Source organism: Nonomuraea sp. NPDC001684 (assembly GCF_053596515.1).
The window spans coordinates 16,503-36,966 of record NZ_JBSFGJ010000016.1; the positions used below are offsets into that span (position 1 = coordinate 16,503).

The following is a 20,464-nucleotide window of genomic DNA, read 5'->3' on the forward strand; positions in this document are numbered from 1 at the left end:
TGTCCTGTGACCGTTCGACGCAGTCGAATTCGACCTGAACGCGGGAACCTGGCCTGGCGCGACTACCTCGCCACGTGGACCCGGCTCACCCGCGACCTCCTGCTGTCCCGGCCCTGGCTGCTGGATCTGCGCCAGGGCACCCCGCCCATGGGCCCGCGGCGGCTGCTCTGGCTCGACCGGGCCCTGGACGCGCTGTCCGATACCGGGCTGGACGACGGCCAGAAGTTCAACGCCGCCACGGTGCTGAGCGGCTACGCCCTCACCGTGGCCACACTCACGCACTCGCTCGGCGCCGGCGGTAAGGAGCTCGCGGCCAGGGCCGAGGGAGCCGCCGAGTACGGCGAGGTGCTCACCGAGGTCCTGGACCCCGCGACGTACCCGGCACTGTCGGCCATGATGCGCTCCGGCCTGCTCAAAGACTCCACCGGCTGGACAGAGGACGCCGACTTCCGGTTCGGCCTCGACCTCCTGCTGGACGGCATAGAGGCGCTGATCGCCCGCCGGGCCCGATAGTCGCTCCCCGGCGGAGCAAGCCGTCGTTCCCGCCTCGTTCGGGCCGAAGAGCCGACTCGACACGGTTCTTCGTGCACCGCCTTGACCTGCTCGAACAGCCCGTAGCGCTGATCGCTGTCCCGTTGTTCTTCGCCCGCGAAGCATGCCCCGACCGGCTCGGGAACTTTCGGGTGATCGCTCGGACGCCCTGAAGATCACAATGACTTCCAAGCCAGACACCAGTGCCATGCACAACGGTGGGCGTCATCCCGACGGCGTGGGGTCGTCATACGGCAGCTACATCGGCAAGTGCCTGCGCGGGCAGATCGCGGTGAGCGGGGGCTACGAGATCATCGACTTGTACAACGAGGCGGCCGTGCCGGACGTCATCGTGTCCAAGGCGGCCCTGGTGTTCGACGCCGACGGCAAACCCCGCAGCTACGAGGTCAGGGCCAAGAATCCCACGGACCGGTTGCTCAACGTCTACTCCCGCGTGCACTGCGTCCCGGAGTGAGGCATCCTGCGAGATCAGGGTTGAGGTCAGGGTTCCGCGTTTCCGCAGACTTGATGCGATGGCCGTCGCCGTCCTGTTCGAACGCCACGGCCGCCTGCCAGGCCGCCGGGTGGCCGGCCTCGACCGACCTCGCGGACTGACACCTCGCCGATCAGGCGACGGGTAACGGCGGGCGCTCCGTCGTAGGCGTTCTGCTCATGAAAGGGGTCCGGGCAGATCAGCTCATGCGAGCTTGGCGTGCTCCCTGGGACCGGCCACGACACCATGTCCTTGCCGTACGCAGAGGCAGGAGGCAGGGGCGCCGCCGACGGCTGCCGGTACGGACGTGGCCGACGCAGTGCTCTGGAGCAGTACGCGCGGGTCGGGCTCGCCGTCCATCTCGAACGGCCAGGCCCATGTCACCTCCGCCGGCAGCCCGCGCCGAGCGGCCACGATCGTCGCCTGGGCACCCGGGTCGGCGTGCTCCGTCCAGGCAGCCATGGTGACCAGGGCTTGCACGCCACGCCACGCCCACTGGTCGAAGCCGGTCACGTCCTTGAGCACGTCATCGCCGGAGCGGCCGCATTCGGCGGTGCCACGGCGGGCCGTCGCGACCGCGCGGATCGCGGCCTTGGGGGAGGTGATCCAGAACCGTACCTCCAGCGGCTCGTCCAGTTCCGGGAGCAGCAGCTTGCCGCTGTAGGCGGGCACGCCGTCCGGCGGCATCCGTGAGAAACGGGCCGCGGGACGGCGGAGGCGCCGCTCAGTGGCCGCCACCGGCGGCGTGCTCGCGGCGGTCGAGGTCGGCCCGCAGCTGGGCGAGCCATTCCCGGCCCCTTCTACGCCCGTCGGGGAGCTGGTCGTCGCGGTCCCAACGCCAGGAGACCGCGAGGGCGAGGCTGAGGATCCGGCAGTCGGCGAGCAGCCCGGAGTCGGCGCCTGGGTAGTGCGCGGCGACGTCCTCCGGAGCATGGGCGAGGTCGAACTCGACGGGTCCGCGGCAGGCGGTCTCCAGGTCGATGAAGAGCGGTCCGTCCGCGGTGGCGAGCAGGTTGCCGGGGTGCGGTTCGCCGTGCAGGAGCTGTTGCCGCGGGCCGCGGTCCAGGATCGCGCGGCTGATTCCGTGGAGGGTGTCGGTCAGCAGGGCGCGTTCCGCGGCGCCGAGGTCCGGGCTGACGACGGGGTCCTCGACCACCCTGAGGGCGTCGGCGACGCGGTCGGTGAAGTGCGGGGCGGTGAAATGCGGGGCGGCGAGGTCGATGCGGCGTAGGCCGGCGTGCAGCCGGGCCAGGGCGTCGGCGTAGGCGGCGGGCGGGTGGTCCTCGGGTGCGGCGGTGGGCTCGTAGTAGGTCCAGAGGGTGACGGCGAAGCCGTCGCGGAGATGGACGCGCGGCTCGGCCCTCGGATCGAGCCCCGCCACCGGGCTGCCGGTCCCGGCGAGGCGCCGGACGAGCTCGACCTCGAAGTCGGGGCGGTGCGCGAGGGGCGCGACCCGGGCGAGGATGCCGCTGGGCCGCAGCCGGACGGCGATCCGGTTCGAGTTGTGCAGCACAGCGGCGTCGTCGGTGCCCAGGCCGTACTCGGCGGCCGTGTCGACGGCCGCGGCCACCGCCCGCGGGATCTCGGTGTCCTTCACGTGTTCGGTGCCTCTTCCTGCTGAAGTCGATGTGTGCGGGGCAAACCCGTGGCCTGGCCGAGCGTCCTTTACGTCGTGACCAGCCCGGCGCGGCCGGGCATGGCGGCCCCGAGGCCATGGTCGTCCCGGGCCGTCAGGGGCCGGTCAAGGAGAGCGCTCACGTCCGGATCACCCCGAAGCAGCGCCGTGCTGGAGCCGTCGCCGCTGAGCCGGTGGCCGGCCGCGGTGAGGGTGGGCGTGAGCGCGTCGGCCTGCTCGGGAGGGCGCGGCAGCGGGAAGGGGCCGAAGTGGCGGGCGTCGTCGGTGGGGACGCGGTTGCAAGGTACGTCCGGTGGGCGGCCGGCGTCGCGTCGGCACCTGCGTGCGGTCGACTGCTGATGGAGAAGTGCGAGGGCCGGTCACGTTGGTATGCAACACCACCCGGCCGGTTCGGCGCATGCGGTTTGTTGCCGGTGCTGGTGTCGAGCCGGTGGGGACCGCCACACGGGCATCGGCGGCTCGGGAACGGGCGGTGCGAAGCGCCGAGCCGCCACCGTCAGCGCGCCACCCTGAGCCGCGCTCACCAGGCCGACGAAGCCCTCGGCTCCACGGGTTCTTGGTCAGGTTGGTCGACGCGCTGCGAGACCGGCCGTCCGGGGGGAAGTGGATGACGCTGGGGCGTGCCAGGCCCTCGACAGCACTGGCGCAAAAAGTCAGCTCAATGCGCGACGCGCCGTAGATCCGCGAATTTCATCGCGGGATGGCCGCGCCTCAGCACATCGACGGGATGCAGGTGAACGGGTTCTCCATCGGGGACGGCGGCTGCGGCTGGGCGGGCGCCTGGGTGGGCTGCTGCGACGGCTCGCGCGTGGGCTCCGGCGGCTTCTCCGTGTTCCGGGCGGGCGTCGGGTGGGGCGCCGAGCCGTCGTCCATGGGGCTGCTCACCGCGTCGCCCGTCCTGGCCGGCCGGGTCGCGGGGGCCGAGGTCCTGGGCCGGGCCCGCGGCGTGGCCGACGGGGACGACGTCCGCCGCGCCGTGCTCCTGACCTGCTGCGGCGAGGCGGTGACCGCGGCCGGGGCCGGGGCGGTGGTGATGCCGGACGGCGGGGGAGCGGCCGAGCCGATCGTGGCCGGGGGCGGCGGGGGCGGGCCGTCCGCGACGATCAGCACGCCGCCCGCGACGAGCAGCGCCGCCGTCGCGGCGGCCGCCGCGGGCAGCGCACGCCGCCGCGCCCGACCGGCCTGACGCCCCGGCGGCAGGGGAGACCCGGCGACCGGTGCCGGTGCGAACTCGCGCGAGGTCAGCCCGGTGACCAGGTCGTCGGCGCTCGGCCGCGCGGCCGGGTCCTTCGACAGGCCGGCGGTGACGAGCCGGAGCAGGACGCCGTCCAGCCCGGAGACGGCCGGCTGCTCGTTCAGGATGCGATTGATCACGGCGGGGGTGGAGTCGGCGCCGAACGCGGGCCGCCCGGAGGCGGCGAACACCATGGTCACGGCCCAGGCGAAGACGTCGGCCGCGGCCGTCACCTGCCCGCCGCCGATCTGCTCGGGCGCCAGATAGGACGGCGTGCCCATCAGCGGGCCCGTCGAGGTGTTGCCCGGCGCGTCCAGGGCCCGGGCGATGCCGAAGTCGATCACGACCGGGCCCTCGGGTCCCATGAGGATGTTGGCCGGCTTGAAGTCGCGGTGGAGCACCCCGGCCCGGTGGATGGCGGCCAGCGCGGCGGCGGTGCTGATCGCCAGTCGCTCCAGCGCGGCCCCCTGCCGTGGTCCCTCGGTGGCGACCAGGTCGCGCAGCGAGGGGCCCGGCACGTACTCGCTGACGATGTAGGGCCGCCGGCCCGCCAGGTCGGCGTGCAGCACGGGCGCGGTGGAGAACCTGGCCACCCGCCGGGCGATCTCCACCTCGCGCAGGAACCCGGCGCGCGCGCCGGGATCGGTCAGCAGGCCGTTGTGCAGCAGCTTGACGGCCACCTGGCGGCCGGAGGGGTCGCGTCCCAGATAGACGACGCCCTGGCCGCCCTCGCCGAGCCGGGCGACGAGCTCGTACGGCCCCAGCCTGCGCGGATCGTCCTCCACCAGCTGGTCCATCTGGCTCCCTGGAACATATGAACGGACAGAACAAAAGGTGTTGCGATGACGCCTGTTCTTTCAGGCTGACAGTCCGCTCGGGTTGGCGTCGGCGACGAGGCCGAGAACGATGTCGTGCTCCAGCAGCGCCTTGAGGGCACTGATCAGGAACGTGAAGCCGCCGGTGGAGTCGGTTACGTGGTGGACGAGCTCGTCGCCGGTGCCGGTGAACCCGGTTTCGGTGACTTGGACGTAGGTGGTGTCGTCGGGCATGGGGATGAAACGGAACTCGACTGTGGTGGGGGCGTCGGGCGCGTAGTTGCCCCAGGTGAAGCGGATGCGACTGTATTCGTCCACCTCTTCGACCGAGGCTTGAGTCGACGCCCCGTACATCTCCCATTCCCAGGTCAACTCGGCGCCGGGGGTCATCGTCCCGCTGCTCTTGGTGTACCAGATCTTGCTCGTGATGGCGGGGTCCACGATGGCCTGGAACACCTCGTGGACGGGGCGGCGGATGAGCATGCCGACCTTCGTCGAGGGGGTCGTGGTGAGCTCGATCGTTCGTGCGGACATGCGGTGGTTCTCCTTTTCGCGGTCCGGCGGTACGCGGTCAACGTGTCAGGAAGGCGTGTAACGCGATGATCAGGGCGGCCGGATTGTCCTCCTGGACGTTGTGCCCGGCGTCCGGCACGACCACGAGCTCGCCGTTCGGGACGTGCGCGACCAGGCGTTCGGCGGCTGCCTGGGGGAGCACCCTGCTGCGTCCGCCGCGCACGAGCAGTACCGGCGTCCTGCTCAGCTGGGCGGGCAGCCGATCGATGGCCGCCAGGATGGCGGGGAAGTCCGGAGGCCGCGGATCGCCCTTCGGCACCCAGCCGCCGCCGGGTGCCCGGCGGAACAGCGTGCTCATGCGGTAGGCGACACTGGGCCGGTGGGCGCGTGGATTGACCCGCATCGCGGCCTCCACCACCGTCTCCAGATCCCGCACCGGACCGAGCCCGCTGATGAACGTCCGCACCCGCCAGGTGCTGTCGAAGTCCACGCCGGGTGCGACATCGATGAGCGCCAGCCGCTCCACCCGGCCGGGATGCTCATCGGCGACGTGGGCCGCGATGACGCCGCCCAGCGACATGCCGACCAGGTGGACCCGGTAGAAGCCGAGATGGTCGGCCGCGGCGACGACGTCGGCAGCAAGGGTGCCGACGCGGTAGTCGCCGGACCAGCCGCTCTCGCCGTGACCTCGCAGATCCAGCGCGATCAGCCGGGCAGCGCCGCGCAGGCCGAGGCAGACGAAGTCCCACGTGTGCGCGGTCAACGCGCCACCGTGCAACAGCAGCACGGGAGATCCCGTTCCGCCCCAGTCGAACCCGTGCAACCGGCAGCCCGCGCGGGAGATGTGGATCTCGCGGGGCGGAGCCGGATCGTCGATCGTGACACCCAGTGCCGCCGCCAGCTCGGTCATCGCCGGAATCGTGAAGTGTCCCCGCACGCGCCACCCCCTTACCTTGAGCAATCAAGGTAAGCGAGGCTGCCTTGGCCAGTCAAGGTAAGGTGGGCGCATGGCCACCCGAGTACGACGTCAGCCCGAGGATGCCAAGCGGCTGATCCTCGAGGCGGCGAGCAGGTTGCTCGCCGCGGGTGGCCCCGCCGCCGTGCAGGTGCGCGCCGTCGCCGCGGAGGTCGGTGTGTCCGACGCCGCGGTCAACCACCACTTCGGCACGCGTGACCGACTGCTGGAGTCGCTGTTGCGGTTCGGCGGGGCCAAACTGAAGGCCGAACTGCGCACCGTGCTCGACACGTGGGCTGACGCCCCGATCGATCCCGCCGAGCTGGTGCGCACGCTGGCCGCGCTGTACGCCGGTGGTTACGCCGAACTGGCGCTCGCGCTGCACCGTTCCGGCTGGCGGGACGCCGGTAGCGGAATGCTGGATGAGGTGGTGGACCGGCTGCACGTCCAGGCGCGGCAGCAGTGCGCGGCCATCGGGCGGCCGCCGCCGTCCCGCGAGGCGATCCAGCTGACCGTGTGTGCGCTGCACCAAGCCGTCGCGACGGAGCCGCTGTTCGGCGACGAGTTCCGCCGGAGCGTCGGACTGGACGACACCGCCCGGGACCGTCTGCTCGACTGGTGGACCGAGACCCTGCGCACGACTGTCGCCGGAGAGTACGGTGCGAGGTGAGTGTCTAGGGTTCCGCCGCCCGGCCCGTTTCATGCAGGTCTGGTGGGCCTGGTCCGAGCGACACCGCCGGCGGCTTCGGTGGCCACCGGTCAACTGAAGGGGCAAAAGCCTGGAGGTCGTGGTTCCCGCGAGTGTGGGAGCCGGAGAGGCCTTCCGGTGTGCCCGACCGTTGTCCTGTTCGTCCAGCATCTGCCCGGTGGGATCGCGCGACTGAGCGCGTCGGCTCTTGAGTCGTCCACCGGCCTCATCCCCGCGCTGATGACCGCGTCACTGCTGGCCTTCGCTCTGGCCTGGCTGTCGTCGGTGGGCGGCGTGGGTGGCGGCGTGTTGATGCTGATCGCGCTCACCGCCCTGTTCGGTCTTCAGGTGGCCCTGCCCACCCTCACGTTGACTCAACTGGCCAGTAACGGCGGCCGCGTCTGGTTCAACCGGCGCGCGGTCCAGTGGCGGCTCATCAAGTGGTACGCCCTGGGCGCCGTCCCCTTCGCCCTGGCCGGAGGTCTCCTGCTGCCCTACGTGCCGGTCGAACCGCTCAAGCGCGTTCTCGGCGCGTTTCTCGTCGTCACCGTCTTCTGGCGGCGCTTCCAGCCGGTCCGCGCGGTGCCGGCCGACAAGACGTTCGCCGCCATCGGCGCCGGTTGCGGACTCGTCTCAGCCCTGTTCGGGGCGGCAGGACCGCTCGCGGCCCCGTTCTTCCTGGTCAAGGGCCTCATCGGCGGCGCGTACATCGGCACCGAAGCCTCCGCCTCCCTGGTCATCCACCTGACCAAGATCGTCGCTTATGGCGCGGGCAGCCTGCTGTCCGTCCATGTGCTCCTCCTCGGTCTGGCTCTCACCCCGGCCGTCGTCGCCGGCGCGTGGCTGGGGAGAAGAACCGTCGCCCGGATGAACGCCCAGGCCCTCGTGCTGGTCATCGAGGCCGGAATCGTCGTCGCGGCGATCTTGTTGATCGCCGGGATCTGAGCCGCGGCGCATCCTGGTCGACGTCGTCAGGGCGGCGGCCCGCCGATCAGCGTCGCGATGCCCTCCAGGAGGCGGTGGAGCCCGAACTCGAACAGGGTGTCCAGGTCGAGTGAACGGAATGGGACGAGTGCGAGATTCGGGAACGCCGTTTCGCCTGAAGGCCCCATCAGCGCCGGTGTGCCGCGGGTGTCCATCCACTGCTCGTCGGTGATCCCCGAGTGGGCCACGGCCGCGGCCTCGGACTCCAGGTTCGCGGCCACCCCCCGGACGTAGGCGGCCACGCAGACATGGATGTGCAGGCTCGTGGCCGGGTCCAGGCCGAGCCCGTCCAGGGCGCGCATCATCCACTCGCTGTGGACCATCGCGCGGGGAGCGGGCAGCGGGCGGGTGAAGGAAATGGCCTGAGCCAGCCACGGGTGACGCCGGTACATGGCCCACTGCTGCCTGGCTGCCGTCTCCAGGCGGTGGCGCCATCCGGGCGGCAAGGGCTCCGGAAGCGGGAACTGGCCGAAGGCGGCGTCGGTCATGAGCAGGATCAGCTGCTCTCTGCTGGAGACGTGGCGGTAGAGGGCCATGGTGGTGACGTCCAGATCGGCGGCGAGGCGGCGCATGGACAGTGCGGCCAGCCCCTCGGCGTCCGCGATGGCCAACCCCGCGCGGACGATCCGGCCCCGGTCCAAGGACGCCGTCGGACGTCTGCGATCGTGCGGCGTCATCGAGCGGCCCCCCGGCGTGTCGACGACCGTGCCGACTCCGGGAACCGGCCGCGCCAGGCCGGCCTGCCGCAGGGCGGTCAGCGCCTTCGTGGCGGTGGCCATGGCGACGCCGAATTCCCGGACGATCTGCCGCGTGGACGGCAGCAGCTCACCGGGGCGGAGCTCGCCGCTGTCAACGCGTCGGCGCAGTTCGGCGGTGATGCGCAGGAAGGGCGGATCAGCGGGGGGCTCGGCAGGGCTCATCACAGAACTCCCTTCATGGGGCCGCACTAGTGCACCGACGCTCGAATCGGCCGTTGCTCCAGCCGCGTCATCCCATTTGAACCAGCCGCACTAGGGCACGCTTGGCCGTAGGCGCCTCCGCAGTCTACGGTGCACACATCCAGCCGGAACCGCCTGGTCGGAGACCGAAACGATCGGAGCACCGAGATGCCGAGCGCGATCCCCACCCCGGTACGCGCAGCACTGGATCTGGACGGACGCCACCTGTCCTACCTCGACTTCGGCGGCCCTGGCCGGCCCCTGCTGGCACTGCACGGACATCTCGGGCAGGGCGCGATGTGGAGCGGCCTGGCGGCCGAGCTGGGACCGCACTGGCGGGTCATCGCGCCCGACCAGCGAGGGCACGGCGAGTCGGACCGAGCCACGGACTATTCCCGCGAGGGGTACGTCGCGGACCTCGCGGCCTTGCTGGAGCACCTGGACGCAGGCCCGGTCGTGGCTCTGGGGCACTCGCTGGGCGGCCTGAACGCCTACCAGCTCGCCGCCGCTCACCCGGCCCTCGTCCGCGCCCTGGTCGTCGAGGAGATCGGCGCCGTCGTCTCAGGCCCGAGCCGTCTGGACTTCCTGCTGTCCAGTCCGTACGAGGCCGCCACCCGTGAGGAGCTGGTCGCCGGGCTCGGCGCGGCGGGTCCGATGTTCGCGGGCAGTCTGCGGCAACTGCCGGACGGCGGCTGGCGCCTGCCGTTCCACCCCCACGACACGGTCGAGTCGGAACGCGCCAACTGGGGCGACCACTGGGCCGACTGGCTGGCGACCGACGTCCCCGCGCTGCTTCTGGTGGGTGAGAACAGCCCGATCACCCGCGGCCAGGCGCACGAGATGGCCGAGCGGCGGCCGCACACCCGGCTGGTGACACTCCACGGTGACCACTTCGTGCACCTCCAGGACCCGGCGGGTTTCACCGGCGCGCTCCAGGACTTCCTGCGAACGCTCGACGCCACCTCCGCGTGACGAACGGCTGACGTTCCGCCGCCGGACCACGTACGTGCCGGCGGACCGCCGACCGTGACAGCGCCTACGTCGTGGCGGCCCGGACGCCGAGGACGACGAGCACCACCGCCGTCACCCTGGCGACCGCGCGCTTGAAGCGGGCCCTGTGCAGGATGTGCGCCCCTCGTCGAACCAGGACCGTCCAGGTCAGCAGCCACACCGCCATCAGCAGGGCATGGGCGGTGGCCAGGGTGAGGATCTGCCCGTCGAGGGGACGGCCGGGCACGATGAACTGGGGGACCAGGGTCAGGTAGATGGAGGCCGCCTTGGGGTTGAGCACGTTCGCCAGCAGGGCCTGGGTGTAGACGGAGCCGGTACGTCTCGGCCGATCCGTGAGCTCGGGAGGCGGGGGCAGGGTGGAGGAACGCCAGGTCCACAGGCCGAGGCCGATGAGGTAGGCCGCCCCGAGGAGCTTGACGACGGTGAAGGCCTGGCTGGAGTGCATGACCAGAGCCGACAGCCCGGCGATGGCCAGGGTCGCGTGGGCGTACAGCCCGCTGACCGTGCCGAGGATGATCGGGAGGGCCTGCCGGTGACCACCGGCCGTGACGTGCTGGACGAGCAGGGTCAGGCTGGCGCCCGGAGTGGCGATGACGGGCAGGATCGCCAGGAGGAACGCGGTGACCGCGTACGTGTGGGTCATGCCTGGAGCACGACGCGGAAGTGGGTGGTGAGGCGGTGGTCGTCGTCCAGGACGTGGAAGGCGAGGCCGGGCGGTTGGTCGCGGTCGGCGGGCCGGTCGCCCTCCCACGGCAGGCGCAGGGTCCAGGTGACGGCCGGCGCGACGATCAGGGGACGACCGGCGAACGTGGAAGCGGCCGCGGTGTGAGCGTGGCCGGTGAGCACGGCGACGACCTGCGGATGCGCGTCGAGCAGCGCGGCCAGGTCTCCGGGCGCCTCCAGCCGCCCGGAGTCGGGCAACGGGTGGTGGAGGACGACGGGCGGTTGATGGAAGGCGATCAGCGCGGGCGTGTCCGGCGCGAGCCCGTCGAGGGTGGCGTGCATCCAGGCGAGGGTTTCGGCGTCGAGCCGGCCCTCGTCGCGCCCGGGAATGGTGGAGTCGCACATCAGGATGGCGGTGCCGCCGACGTGGTGCACCTGGTTGACGGGGCCGGGCGCGGGTGGCCGTCGCAGCAGCGCCTTGCGGTAGGCCGGGCGGACGTCGTGGTTGCCGGGGCAGGTGAGCACCGGGAAGGGGGCGGCCAGGAGCTGGGCGGCCTGCTCGTACTCGGCCTCCGCGCCGTGATCGGCGATGTCACCGGTGACCAGCAGGGCGTCGACCGGGCGGGGCAGCGCCCTGAGGTGGTCCATGACCTGGGTGGCGCGCCGGGTCGCCCGGTCGGTGCCGTCCAGGTGCAGGTCGCTGATCTGGGCCAGGAGCAACGTCATCGTGCGATCCCCAAGCTGTCTAATGGTTAAATGGGATTTAGCGTTAGGGACCATAGAGTACAGAAGAGGACGTGAGCAACCGGGAGGTTGGAGTGGAGCGCTGGCCGGCACTGGAACTGGCGAGCACGATCCGCCACGACGGCGACGGCGGTGTCGCCGACGACCTGGCGACGGCGCAGAGCACGACCCGCTGGATCCATCAGCAGGCCGAGCTGCTGGCCGGCCGCGCCGACGTAGCGGAGCTCACGGTGGGGGAGGAGCTCAGGAGCGAGATCGTCGGGCTCCGCCGGGCCGTGCGGGCGCTGTTCGCGCATGCGGTCAGCCCGGCGCCTCCGAGCCGGGCCGACGCCCACCGGCTGATGCCGGTCGAGCAGGCGCTGGCGCACCTCAACGCCGCTGCCGCCCGTGAGGCGATCGTCCCGCAACTCGACTGGCCCGCGAGCGGAACACCCCGTACGGAAGTGTTGTCGACCGAGCGCGATGCGGGCGTCCAGTTGATCGCGGCGCTGGCGCGAGCCGCCATCGAGTTCCTGAGCGGTCCGCAGCGTGAGCAGTTGCGGGCCTGCAACGCGCCGCGCTGCGTACGCTACTTCGTCAAGAGCCATGGGCGGCAGGAGTGGTGCAAGCCGTCATGCGGCAACCGCGCCCGGGCCGCGCGCCACTACCAGCGCCACAACGCCACGACCGCCCAAGAGGTGGCCGGGCCCTGACCACTGCGGGATGAACCGGGCGGCGCAGCGGCGATCCTAGGCGGGATGACGCACGCGGCGCACGCCCTGGAGCCGCTGTCGCGCGTTGCTCAGCGTCGCCATGGGTTCCAGGATGCGATGGTCGTACGTCTCCAGCGGCAGGCTCCGCGACACGCGACGGGGGAGATCGGGGTTGGCCAGCGCGCCCCGGCCGATGGACAGCAGGTCGGCATGGCCGCCGGACAGAACCTGGGCCGCCTGCGAGAGATCGTGCATGCCGCCGTTGGCGATGACCGGAAGACCGCTCACCTGGCGAGCCAGACTCGTGATCGTGACGCCGCCGTCCAGCCGGGCGGTCTCGATCCAGTCGCGTCCCTCGCTGGCGATGTGCAGGTACGTGGCACCCGCCGCCGCCAGCGCGGCGAAGATGATCCGCGCGTCGGCCGCGCCGCCAGGCCAGCGGTGGCCGAAGTCGTTGACCTTGCCCTGCGACAGCCGCACGCCGACGCAGAAGTCGGCGCCGAGCTCGGCCCGGATCGCGGCCACCACCTCGGCCGTCAGCCGGATCCGGTTCGCGACCGGGCCGCCGTAGGAGTCGGCGCGGCGGTTGGTGTAGTCGGTGAGGAACTGGTCCAGCAGGTAGCCGTTGGCTCCATGAAGTTCGACCCCGTCGAAGCCGGCCTCCCGAGCCCGGACGGCCGAGGCCACGAAGCCGCCGATCGCCGCCTCGATGTCGGCGCCGGTCATCTCCCGGGGCGTGGGCCAGCTTCCGTACCCGCCGTACTCGGGCAACATCTCCGCACGCGGCCGCACGGCGGACGGCCCGACCGTGTCGGCGCGATACGGGTTCCCCTGCGACAGCGCGCCGGCGTGCATGAGCTGGAGCACGATGCGGCTCCCGGCGGCCCGCACCTTGCCGGTGATCTCACGCCAGGCCGACACGTGCGTGGCGGAGACGATGCCCGGCTGATTGAGGTAGCCCTGACTGTTGACGGTGTCGGTATAGGTGCCTTCCGTGATCACCAGCCCGAATCCGCCCTCCGCGTACCGCTCGTAGTATTCGGCCATCTCGTGGGTCGGCGTGCCGTCGGGGGCGGCGGACACCCGGGTCATCGGCGCGACGGCAAACCGGTTGGGCAGGTCGAGACCGCCGACCCGGACGGGCCGCAGCGTGTGGTGGTTCGTCATGGATGTACTCCCTTGATGCGTCGAAGGTCTGTTGCGGAACGCGCACGGCGGCGAGGAGGCGTGCGCGTTCCGCCTCCTCCCTCAGCAGCCCTCCACGCCGCATGAGGTCTGCACGGGCTCGGCGAGCTTGTCGAGGACCTCGCGGAGCGCGCCGGCCCGGGGGACGCCCTCGATCCGGTGGGCGCCGTCGATGATGATCGTCGGGACCGAGCGGATCCGCAGTTCGTGCGCCTGCCGGAGCGCGGCCCGGTGCGTCTCGCCGTAGCGGCCGTCGAGGAGGGCGGCGCGGAACTCCGCCGCGTCGAGGCCCAGCCCGGCGGCCAGGTCCGTGAGCACGTCCAGGTCGCCGATGTCGAGGCCGTCCTCGAAGAACGCCCGCAGCAGCCGGTCGTTGTAGGACTCGGCGTCGCCGTGCTCCCTGGCGTACTGGTAGCCCTCGAAGGCCAGCCGTGTGTACGGCTGGGGCGAGACGTCCGGCAGGTGGATGTCGACGCCCATCCGCTCCGCCATCGGGTAGATCGTCCGCTTCCAGATGTCCTGGAGGTAGGCGCCCTCGGGTTCCAACGTCGGAACGGGTTCGGGGCGCAGCTCGAACGGCATCCACTCGACCTCGACGTCACGTCCGGCGACGGCCTCCTGGATCGGCCCCTTGGCCAGCAGGCAGAACGGGCAGACGTAGTCGGACCAGATCTGGATCCTCATGAACGCGTCACTGCGGTCGCGTCGACCTCGATCTGCCAGTCGGCCTGGGCCAGCCGGGAGACCTGGATCAGGGTGTCGGCGGGGTAGGGCTCCGCGAAGAACTCCCTGCGCAGCCTGATGATGGTGTCCAGGTTGGGCTCCAGGTCGGTGACGAGAATGGTCACCTTGACCGCGTCGGCGAGGCTGGATCCCGCTTCCTTCAGCACCCGGTCGAGGTTGGCGAACGCCTGCCGGGCCTGGGCCTCGAAGTCGTCGCTGACGGTGACGCCGTTCTCGTCGAAGCCGGCCTGGCCGGAGGCGAACACCAACCCGTTCACCTTGATCGCCTGCGAGATCGCATAGGGCTCGTACCAGTCGGGGGTGGTGCTCACGCGCTCACGCTTCATGACATCTCCTTGTATGTGCATACTTTGTACGTGCAAGTAGATGTTGCATGTACATGTATATTCTTGTCAAGTCCTGAGGGGCGGAAGCCTCACCGGGACGCGCACATATCCGGAGGTCAAGCCGGTTGCCGCGGGTGAGCTGATGGCTCGGGTCGTGAAGCGCTGACAGAATCAGGTCGCTCGACAGACGTAGCTCACCGACCACCTGACGATTGCCGGAGCATGCGACCCTTTCACATCGACGTACCGGAGCACGTGCTCGCTGACCTGCGAGTACGCCTGTCGCGTACCCGGTTCACCCCAGCCTCGGACCGCACGCGATGGACCGCGGGCGCCGACCCCACGGACCTGCGTGCCCTGGTGGAGCACTGGGCGGACGGCTTCGACTGGCGCAGGGTCGAAGCCGGGCTGAACAAGTACTCGCACCACCTGGCCGACATCGACGGCCGGCGGGTGCATTTCGTCCACGTCAGGTCTCCGCGACGCGGCGCGTTGCCGCTGGTGCTCACCCATGGGTGGCCGAGCTGCTTCGTGGAGATGCTGGCACTGGCCGACCGGCTGGCCGCCGACTTCGACGTGGTCATCCCCTCACTGCCGGGTTTCGGGTACTCCGAAACACCCCACGGGCCTTTCACCGGTCGTCGGGTCGCCGAGACCTGGCAGCACCTGATGACCACCACCCTCGGTTACCAGCGCTACGGCGCGTTCGGCGGGGACATCGGCGGCAGCGTCACCCAATGGCTCGGCGCCCTGTTCCCGGCCGGCGTGGTCGGGATCCACATGACCTCCGGCAGCCTCACCGCCGGCATCGACTCCTCGGCCGTGAACCCGGACGAGCGGATCTACCTGGAGGCCGAACAGGCCTACGACGCCCAGGACGGCGGCTACAGCGCGATCATGGCAACCCGCCCGGACACCATCGCCGCGGCGCTGACGGACTCACCGGCAGGGCTGTTGGCCTGGATCGCCGACAAGTACCGCGACTGGAGCGACTGCGGGGGCGACCTCACGGCCCGGTGGGAGGCCGACGACTTGCTCACCGTGGCCACCCTCTACTGGGCCACCGGCAGCATCGGTTCCTCCTTCCGTCCCTACTACGACCATCCGCACACCGGGCCTCGCCCACCGATCACCGTGCCGACCGCGATCACCCTGAGCCACGAACCCCTGATGGCAGGCTTCCCCCGCAGCCTGGCCGAACGTGCCTTTCCCAACCTGCGACATTTCGCCCGCCCCGACCGCGGCGGACACTTCATGGCCCACGAGGAGCCGGACTACCTGGCAGACCAGCTCCGCGCCTTCTTCCGACCCCTGACCTGAACCGGAGATCTCTCCAGAGCTCTCCAGAGCCGGGCAGGAACCGTGCGTTCGACGGGCGGGTCAGATCCAGCCCTGGCGGGCCGCGTACAGGGCGAGCTGGAAGCGGGTGACGGTGCCGGCGCGCTGGTTGAGCTGCTCCAGGTTGCGGGACAGGGTGCGACGGCTGATGCCCAGCAGCTGCGCGATGGTGTCGTCGGTGATCCCGGTCCCGAGCAGTTCCAGGATCCGTACGTGCATCGGCCGTAACGCGGCCGGGACCCGGTCGCTCAGATGCATCGGGAACGCCGAGCGCCACGAGGTCTCGAAGAGCCCGGCCAGCGCCGACAGCAGGCTGGAGGGACGCACCACCAGCAGCGAGTCGTTGACCTCCGCCTCGACGAACGACATCGAGACGATCGCCACCCGCCGGTCGAAGACGGTGAGCTTGACCGGGACGGTCGGCAGCACCCGTGCATGCTCGCCCGCCGCGATGCAGGGCCGGATGTTGACGGCGTAGTAGAGGCCGTTCTCCACCGCGGACTTGGAGTAGACGACCCGGTACTCCACGCCGCGCTCCAGGTTGTGCACCTCGGTGGGATTGGCTCCCACGCGGACGTGGTACGGCGGCGAGTCGAAGCGCAGCACCTGCGACTCCACCGTGCCCTCGATGTGCTGGATCCGCTCGACGATGCGCGGCCCGGTCACCACCTCGACGAGATCGTCGGTGGCCTGGGGGCGCACCGAACGCCGGTAGTGACGGTAGGCGTTGACCGCCGCGGTGCGCGCCTGCAGAAGTTCCGCCGACCTGGCGTGGGACAGGTGGTCCAGCGCGATGGTGGGCTCCACGGCCGTGGCCTCCGGCCGTCCGGGGCCGCCGGCGGCGGCCAGGCCCAGGTCGACCAGGCGGCCGAGGGAGCGCTCGGCCTCGCCGGGCTGCCAGCCCAGATGCTCGGCCAGGTCCGCGGCGGTGGTCCGGCCGGTGTGCAGCATGGCCAGGTAGACCTCGGCCTCCTGCGCTGCCATCCCGAGGCGGCGCAGGTGCGCGAGCAGGTCGTCGTCGCTCATGAGGATCCCTTCACGTCCGGTTTGACGTGGCCGGGCAAATCCTGTCATGCAGGGGTTCGATCACGCAGGACCCACTTCCGCGCCGGCGGTGGCCGGTCCGCCGAGGGACCGCCGTGCCCATTCCGGCCACTGGCGACGGGTCGCCACCACCCGGCGGCGGACGGGAGTACACCGGACTCGACACGCCCCCCGTTCCCCTCCCAGAGGTGTCATGCGCCCTCGTCCGGACCATCCCGTCCTCCCGCCGACGCCACCCACGGCGACCCCCCTGCAAGGAGGTCCAACGATGCACTCCCGCATCGCCGTCCCAGCCCGCGTGCCCGCTCTGGCGCTCCTGGCCGCGCTCGCGCTCGCCGCACCACCCCCGGCGGACGCCGCCGTGCCCGCCGCCGTGCCCACTGCCGCAACCACTGCCGCAACCACTGCCGCGGCCGTCCCGCAGTTCGACCACGTGGTCATCGTCATGTTCGAGAACAAGAACTACTCGACCATCAAGGGCGGCTCCTCGGCCCCCTACCTCAACTCCCTGGCCTCGCAGGGAACGCTGTTCACCAGCTCCTTCGGCGTCACCCACCCCAGCCAGCCGAACTACATCGCGCTGTTCTCCGGCTCCCAGCAGGGCGTCACCAACGACGACTGCCCCAAGACGCTGAGCGGCGGCAACCTCGGCCAGCAGCTCCTGAGCGCCGGGCGCACGTTCAGGGCCTACTCCGAGGGCCTGCCCAGCGCCGGGTACACCGGCTGCAGCAGCGGCAGGTACCGGCGCAAGCACGCCCCCTGGGCGGACTTCCCCACGGTGAGCGGCTCCGCGTACCACGTGGCGTACTCCGCCTTCCCCAGCGACTACAGCATGCTGCCGACGGTCTCGTTCGTCATCCCCGACATGTGCAACGACATGCACGACTGCTCGGTCGGCACCGGCGACTCCTGGACCAAGAGCAGGCTCGACGGGTACGTCCAGTGGGCCAAGACGCACAACAGCCTGCTCATCGCCACCTTCGACGAGGACAACTTCACCTCCGTCAACCAGATCTACACCGTCTTCGCCGGAGCCCACGTCAAGGCCGGTTACCAGTCCACCACCCAGATCAACCACTACAACGTGCTGCGCACCATCGAGGACATGTACGGCCTGCCCGCGCTCGGCAACGCGGCCGGCAAGTCTCCCGTCACCGACGCCTGGACGACCTCCGCCCCCGGGACCACGGTCTTCTCCGACGACTTCGAGTCCGACCAGGGCTGGCAGGTCAACACGTCCGGGACCGACACGGCGACCGCGGGGACGTTCGAGCGCGGCGTGCCGCAGCAGAGCACCTCCACGTACAGCAATCAGATCAAGCAGCTGACCGCGGCCTCCGGCACCCACGCTCTGACCACGGGCGCGGCGGCCGGCGCCGACGACCACCTGCGGATCGGCGTCGCGGGCGGTCCCACCCTGATCGAACGGACCGGCGCCGCCGGCGAGACGGCGGGGGCCTGGCAGAGCGCCACCGCCGACCTGTCCGCCTACGCCGGCGCCACGGTACGGCTGTCGATCGAGGCCGCCGACACCGGCACCGCCAGCCTCTTCGAAGCCCAGATCGACGACCTGTCCATCACCCAGGGCTGACCCGAGCAGGCCCCCGCCGCCCGCCCGGCGGGGGCCTTTCCCCACCGCCACCGAGGAGGCGAACCAGCCCGTGTACCTGTCCACCATCGACCGGCCACCCCGGGGCCGCGCGGGCCGGGGCCTGCGCGCCATCGGCGTCAACGTCGTCGTGCTGGGAGCGGTGAGCCTGCTCACCGACGTCTCCGCCGAGATGGTCACCGCCGTCCTCCCGCTCTACTTCGTGCTCACCCTGCACCTCAGCCCCGCCGCCTACGGCCTGATGGACGGCCTCCACACCGGCGCGACGGCCCTGCTGCGGCTGGCCGGCGGCTACGTCGCCGACCGCCTGCGCAGGCGCAAGGCCGTCGCCGCCGCCGGGTACGGCATCTCCGCCCTGGCCAAGCTGGGCCTGCTGGCCGCCGGCGCCTCGATGCCCGCGCTCGGCGCCGTCATCGTCGCCGACCGGGCGGGAAAGGGGCTGCGTACCGCGCCGCGCGACGCGCTCATCACCCTGTCGGTCCCCGAGCCGCTGCTCGGCCGGGCCTTCGGCATCCACCGGGCGATGGACAGCATGGGCGCGTTCGCGGGGCCGCTGGCCGCGCTCGGCGTCCTGGCGGCCGTCGGGGCGGCCACCCCGGCCGCGTTCGACGCGCTGTTCCTGACCAGCTTCTGCGTCGCCGTCGCCGGGGTGCTGGTCCTGGCCGCCTTCGCCCGCGACCGCCGTGACAGGCGACCCGCGGCCTTCCCCGTCACCCTCCGCGCCGCCGGCGGCCTGCTGCGGGCCGCCGGGGTCCGCAGGCTGCTCTACGCCGCCGGCCTGCTGGGACTGGCCACCATCGGCGACGGCTTCGTCTACCTGCTCCTGATGGCCCGCCAGTCCATGCCGACCGGCTGGTTCCCGCTCCTGGCGGTGGGCACCAACCTCGTCTACCTGCTCCTGGCCGCCCCCTTCGGCGCGCTGGCCGACCGGTACGGCCGCCGCACGGTCCTGCTGGCCGGGTACGCCGCGCTCCTGGCCGTCTACCTGCTGCTGTGCAGCGCCCTGCCGGCCGTCCTCGTGACGGTGGCCGCGCTCTGCTGCTACGGCGCCTTCTACGCCGCCACCGACGGCGTGCTGATGGCGCTGGCCGGCCCGCTCCTGCCCACGGACCTGCGTACCACCGGGCTGGCCTGTGTACAGACCGCGCAGGCCCTGGCCTACCTCGCCTCCTCCCTCGCCTTCGGGCTCGCCTGGACGAACTGGGGCAGCACCGCGGCGACCGGGGCCGCGGCGATCGCCGCCGCCGTGGCCGCCACCGCCACGGCCGCCCTCCTGACGGGCCGCCGCACGACCGTGGAGAACGCGCCGTGACCGGCCGCGGACGGCTCCTGGCCGCCGGCATCGCCGGGCTCGCCGTCCTGGCAGCCGTGTCCATCGTGATCGCCAGAGCGGCCGGCACGTCCTCGCAGGCCGGGGCCGCGGACAGCGTCTCGCTCGTCCCCGGGCCGCGGCTGGTGGCGCTCAGCACCACCGCCGGCAGCTCCGGCCGGCTGCTGTCCGTCGCGGCCGGCGACCCCGCCGGAGCGCGCGCGGTCTCCGCCTTGTCGTGCGCCAGGCTGTACGCGGCCGGCGGCACCGGGCTGTGCCTGCGCGCGGACCCCGGGCTGACGACGTACCAGCTCGCGGTCCTGGACGCGCGGCTCCGGACGGTCAGGGAGATCCCCCTGGTCGGCGTGCCCAACAGGGCCAGGGTCTCGCCCAGCGGCCGGCTGGTGACCTGGACGGTCTTCGTCACCGGCGACTCCTACAACGGCGGCCGTTTCTCCACCCGCGTCGGCATCCTCGACACCCGTACCCAGGAGCTGATCCCCACCCTGGAGGACTGGCCGGTCACCGTGGACGGAAGGCCGTACCGGGCCAGGGACCTCAACTTCTGGGGCGTCACCTTCACCTCCGACGACCGCCGCTTCTACGCGACGATGTCCACCGCCGGGCACCGCTACCTGGTGCTCGGCGACCTCGACAGCCACCGCCTGCGGGCCCTGACGGACAACGTCGAGTGCCCCTCGCTCTCTCCGGACGGCACCCGGATCGCCTTCAAGTCCGCGCTCGGCGGTGATCCGGCCCGTGGCTGGCGCCTGTCGGTGCTGGACCTGGCCACCCGCCGGGTCACCCCGCTCGCCGAGACCCGCAGCGTGGACGACCAGGCCGCCTGGATCGACCAGCGGACCGTCGCCTACGCCCTCCCCCGGGGACGGGAGCACGCCGACGTCTGGACGGTCCCCGCCGACGGCACCGGCACCCCGCGGGTTCTCATCCCCGACGCCGCGTCCCCCGCCGCCCTCGGCGGCGGCGTCATCGGCACGGAGGCCGAGTGATC

General features: G+C 71.6%; 22 protein-coding genes. 10 read left to right on the plus strand and 12 right to left on the minus strand.

The annotated features are described in order from the left end of the window. Window positions 1-6 precede the first annotated feature (6 nt). Window positions 7-513: a TetR/AcrR family transcriptional regulator C-terminal domain-containing protein gene (locus tag ACWCSD_RS05655; RefSeq protein ID WP_449913263.1), complete on the plus strand. Its 507-nt coding sequence runs from the start codon at window positions 7-9 to the stop codon at window positions 511-513. Between the two features lie 199 nt (window positions 514-712). Beyond that, window positions 713-1,006, plus strand: a complete 294-nt coding sequence (locus tag ACWCSD_RS05660; protein ID WP_397159505.1) for a hypothetical protein — start codon at window positions 713-715, stop codon at window positions 1,004-1,006. A gap of 222 nt (window positions 1,007-1,228) precedes the next feature. On the opposite strand, the gene ACWCSD_RS05665 is transcribed toward ACWCSD_RS05660, so the two are convergent. From ACWCSD_RS05665 to ACWCSD_RS05685, 5 genes are all read right to left on the minus strand, one after another. Then, the gene (locus ACWCSD_RS05665; protein ID WP_449913265.1) at window positions 1,229-1,711 is read right to left on the minus strand and encodes a hypothetical protein; all 483 of its coding nucleotides are present in this window, start codon (window positions 1,709-1,711) and stop codon (window positions 1,229-1,231) included. A gap of 37 nt (window positions 1,712-1,748) precedes the next feature. Further along, window positions 1,749-2,621, minus strand: coding sequence for a phosphotransferase (locus ACWCSD_RS05670; protein WP_449913267.1), 873 nt, complete (start codon window positions 2,619-2,621; stop codon window positions 1,749-1,751). A 750-nt stretch (window positions 2,622-3,371) separates the two neighbouring features. After that, window positions 3,372-4,691 (minus strand): serine/threonine-protein kinase, encoded by a 1,320-nt coding sequence (locus tag ACWCSD_RS05675; RefSeq protein WP_449913268.1) that lies wholly within the window; start codon window positions 4,689-4,691, stop codon window positions 3,372-3,374. 60 nt (window positions 4,692-4,751) lie between these two features. Then, a complete protein-coding gene (locus tag ACWCSD_RS05680; protein ID WP_449913270.1) occupies window positions 4,752-5,243 on the minus strand; it encodes an SRPBCC family protein in 492 nt (163 codons plus the stop codon). A gap of 37 nt (window positions 5,244-5,280) precedes the next feature. Further along, on the minus strand, window positions 5,281-6,132 hold the full coding sequence (locus tag ACWCSD_RS05685) for an alpha/beta fold hydrolase (protein WP_449913272.1): 852 nt from the start codon (window positions 6,130-6,132) through the stop codon (window positions 5,281-5,283). A gap of 97 nt (window positions 6,133-6,229) precedes the next feature. Between ACWCSD_RS05685 and ACWCSD_RS05690 the strand changes: the two genes are divergently transcribed. Together ACWCSD_RS05690 and ACWCSD_RS05695 are read left to right on the plus strand one after the other, a co-directional pair. Then, window positions 6,230-6,847 carry a TetR family transcriptional regulator gene (locus ACWCSD_RS05690; RefSeq protein ID WP_449913273.1) on the plus strand — a complete coding sequence of 206 codons (618 nt, stop codon included), beginning with the start codon at window positions 6,230-6,232 and terminating at the stop codon, window positions 6,845-6,847. 42 nt (window positions 6,848-6,889) lie between these two features. After that, a complete protein-coding gene (locus ACWCSD_RS05695) occupies window positions 6,890-7,810 on the plus strand; it encodes a sulfite exporter TauE/SafE family protein (RefSeq protein WP_449913274.1) in 921 nt (306 codons plus the stop codon). Window positions 7,811-7,836: 26 nt separating this feature from the next. On the opposite strand, the gene ACWCSD_RS05700 is transcribed toward ACWCSD_RS05695, so the two are convergent. Continuing rightward, the gene (locus ACWCSD_RS05700) at window positions 7,837-8,769 is read right to left on the minus strand and encodes a TetR/AcrR family transcriptional regulator C-terminal domain-containing protein (protein ID WP_449913275.1); all 933 of its coding nucleotides are present in this window, start codon (window positions 8,767-8,769) and stop codon (window positions 7,837-7,839) included. Between the two features lie 186 nt (window positions 8,770-8,955). Between ACWCSD_RS05700 and ACWCSD_RS05705 the strand changes: the two genes are divergently transcribed. Continuing rightward, entirely contained in the window at window positions 8,956-9,759 is an 804-nt protein-coding gene (locus ACWCSD_RS05705) for an alpha/beta fold hydrolase (protein ID WP_397159523.1), read from the plus strand. A 64-nt stretch (window positions 9,760-9,823) separates the two neighbouring features. On the opposite strand, the gene ACWCSD_RS05710 is transcribed toward ACWCSD_RS05705, so the two are convergent. Beyond that, complete coding sequence (locus tag ACWCSD_RS05710; RefSeq protein WP_449913276.1) at window positions 9,824-10,441, minus strand: LysE family translocator; 618 nt, start codon at window positions 10,439-10,441, stop codon at window positions 9,824-9,826. Further along, complete coding sequence (locus ACWCSD_RS05715; protein ID WP_397159527.1) at window positions 10,438-11,187, minus strand: metallophosphoesterase; 750 nt, start codon at window positions 11,185-11,187, stop codon at window positions 10,438-10,440. Before ACWCSD_RS05715 ends, ACWCSD_RS05710 begins: the two co-directional genes overlap by 4 nt. Window positions 11,188-11,258: 71 nt before the next feature. Here ACWCSD_RS05715 and ACWCSD_RS05720 point away from each other — a divergent pair, with 71 nt between their 5' ends. Further along, window positions 11,259-11,897, plus strand: a complete 639-nt coding sequence (locus tag ACWCSD_RS05720; protein ID WP_387675786.1) for a CGNR zinc finger domain-containing protein — start codon at window positions 11,259-11,261, stop codon at window positions 11,895-11,897. Between the two features lie 36 nt (window positions 11,898-11,933). Here ACWCSD_RS05720 and ACWCSD_RS05725 read toward each other — a convergent pair whose 3' ends face one another. The 3 genes from ACWCSD_RS05725 to ACWCSD_RS05735 form a co-directional block, all read right to left on the minus strand. After that, window positions 11,934-13,064, minus strand: a complete 1,131-nt coding sequence (locus ACWCSD_RS05725) for an oxidoreductase (protein WP_449913278.1) — start codon at window positions 13,062-13,064, stop codon at window positions 11,934-11,936. A gap of 81 nt (window positions 13,065-13,145) precedes the next feature. After that, window positions 13,146-13,766 (minus strand): DsbA family protein, encoded by a 621-nt coding sequence (locus tag ACWCSD_RS05730; protein WP_397159533.1) that lies wholly within the window; start codon window positions 13,764-13,766, stop codon window positions 13,146-13,148. Beyond that, window positions 13,763-14,152 carry a RidA family protein gene (locus ACWCSD_RS05735; protein ID WP_449913280.1) on the minus strand — a complete coding sequence of 130 codons (390 nt, stop codon included), beginning with the start codon at window positions 14,150-14,152 and terminating at the stop codon, window positions 13,763-13,765. The genes ACWCSD_RS05730 and ACWCSD_RS05735 overlap by 4 nt, the downstream gene beginning before the upstream one ends. Window positions 14,153-14,374: 222 nt before the next feature. Between ACWCSD_RS05735 and ACWCSD_RS05740 the strand changes: the two genes are divergently transcribed. After that, window positions 14,375-15,472 carry an epoxide hydrolase family protein gene (locus tag ACWCSD_RS05740; protein WP_449913282.1) on the plus strand — a complete coding sequence of 366 codons (1,098 nt, stop codon included), beginning with the start codon at window positions 14,375-14,377 and terminating at the stop codon, window positions 15,470-15,472. Window positions 15,473-15,532: 60 nt separating this feature from the next. Here ACWCSD_RS05740 and ACWCSD_RS05745 read toward each other — a convergent pair whose 3' ends face one another. Continuing rightward, complete coding sequence (locus ACWCSD_RS05745; protein ID WP_387675798.1) at window positions 15,533-16,516, minus strand: helix-turn-helix domain-containing protein; 984 nt, start codon at window positions 16,514-16,516, stop codon at window positions 15,533-15,535. 286 nt (window positions 16,517-16,802) lie between these two features. Here ACWCSD_RS05745 and ACWCSD_RS05750 point away from each other — a divergent pair, with 286 nt between their 5' ends. From ACWCSD_RS05750 to ACWCSD_RS05760, 3 genes are all read left to right on the plus strand, one after another. Beyond that, window positions 16,803-18,125: an alkaline phosphatase family protein gene (locus ACWCSD_RS05750; protein ID WP_449913285.1), complete on the plus strand. Its 1,323-nt coding sequence runs from the start codon at window positions 16,803-16,805 to the stop codon at window positions 18,123-18,125. A 70-nt stretch (window positions 18,126-18,195) separates the two neighbouring features. Further along, window positions 18,196-19,455, plus strand: a complete 1,260-nt coding sequence (locus ACWCSD_RS05755) for an MFS transporter (protein ID WP_449913287.1) — start codon at window positions 18,196-18,198, stop codon at window positions 19,453-19,455. After that, window positions 19,452-20,462 carry a TolB family protein gene (locus ACWCSD_RS05760; RefSeq protein ID WP_449913288.1) on the plus strand — a complete coding sequence of 337 codons (1,011 nt, stop codon included), beginning with the start codon at window positions 19,452-19,454 and terminating at the stop codon, window positions 20,460-20,462. The genes ACWCSD_RS05755 and ACWCSD_RS05760 overlap by 4 nt, the downstream gene beginning before the upstream one ends. Window positions 20,463-20,464 lie beyond the last annotated feature (2 nt).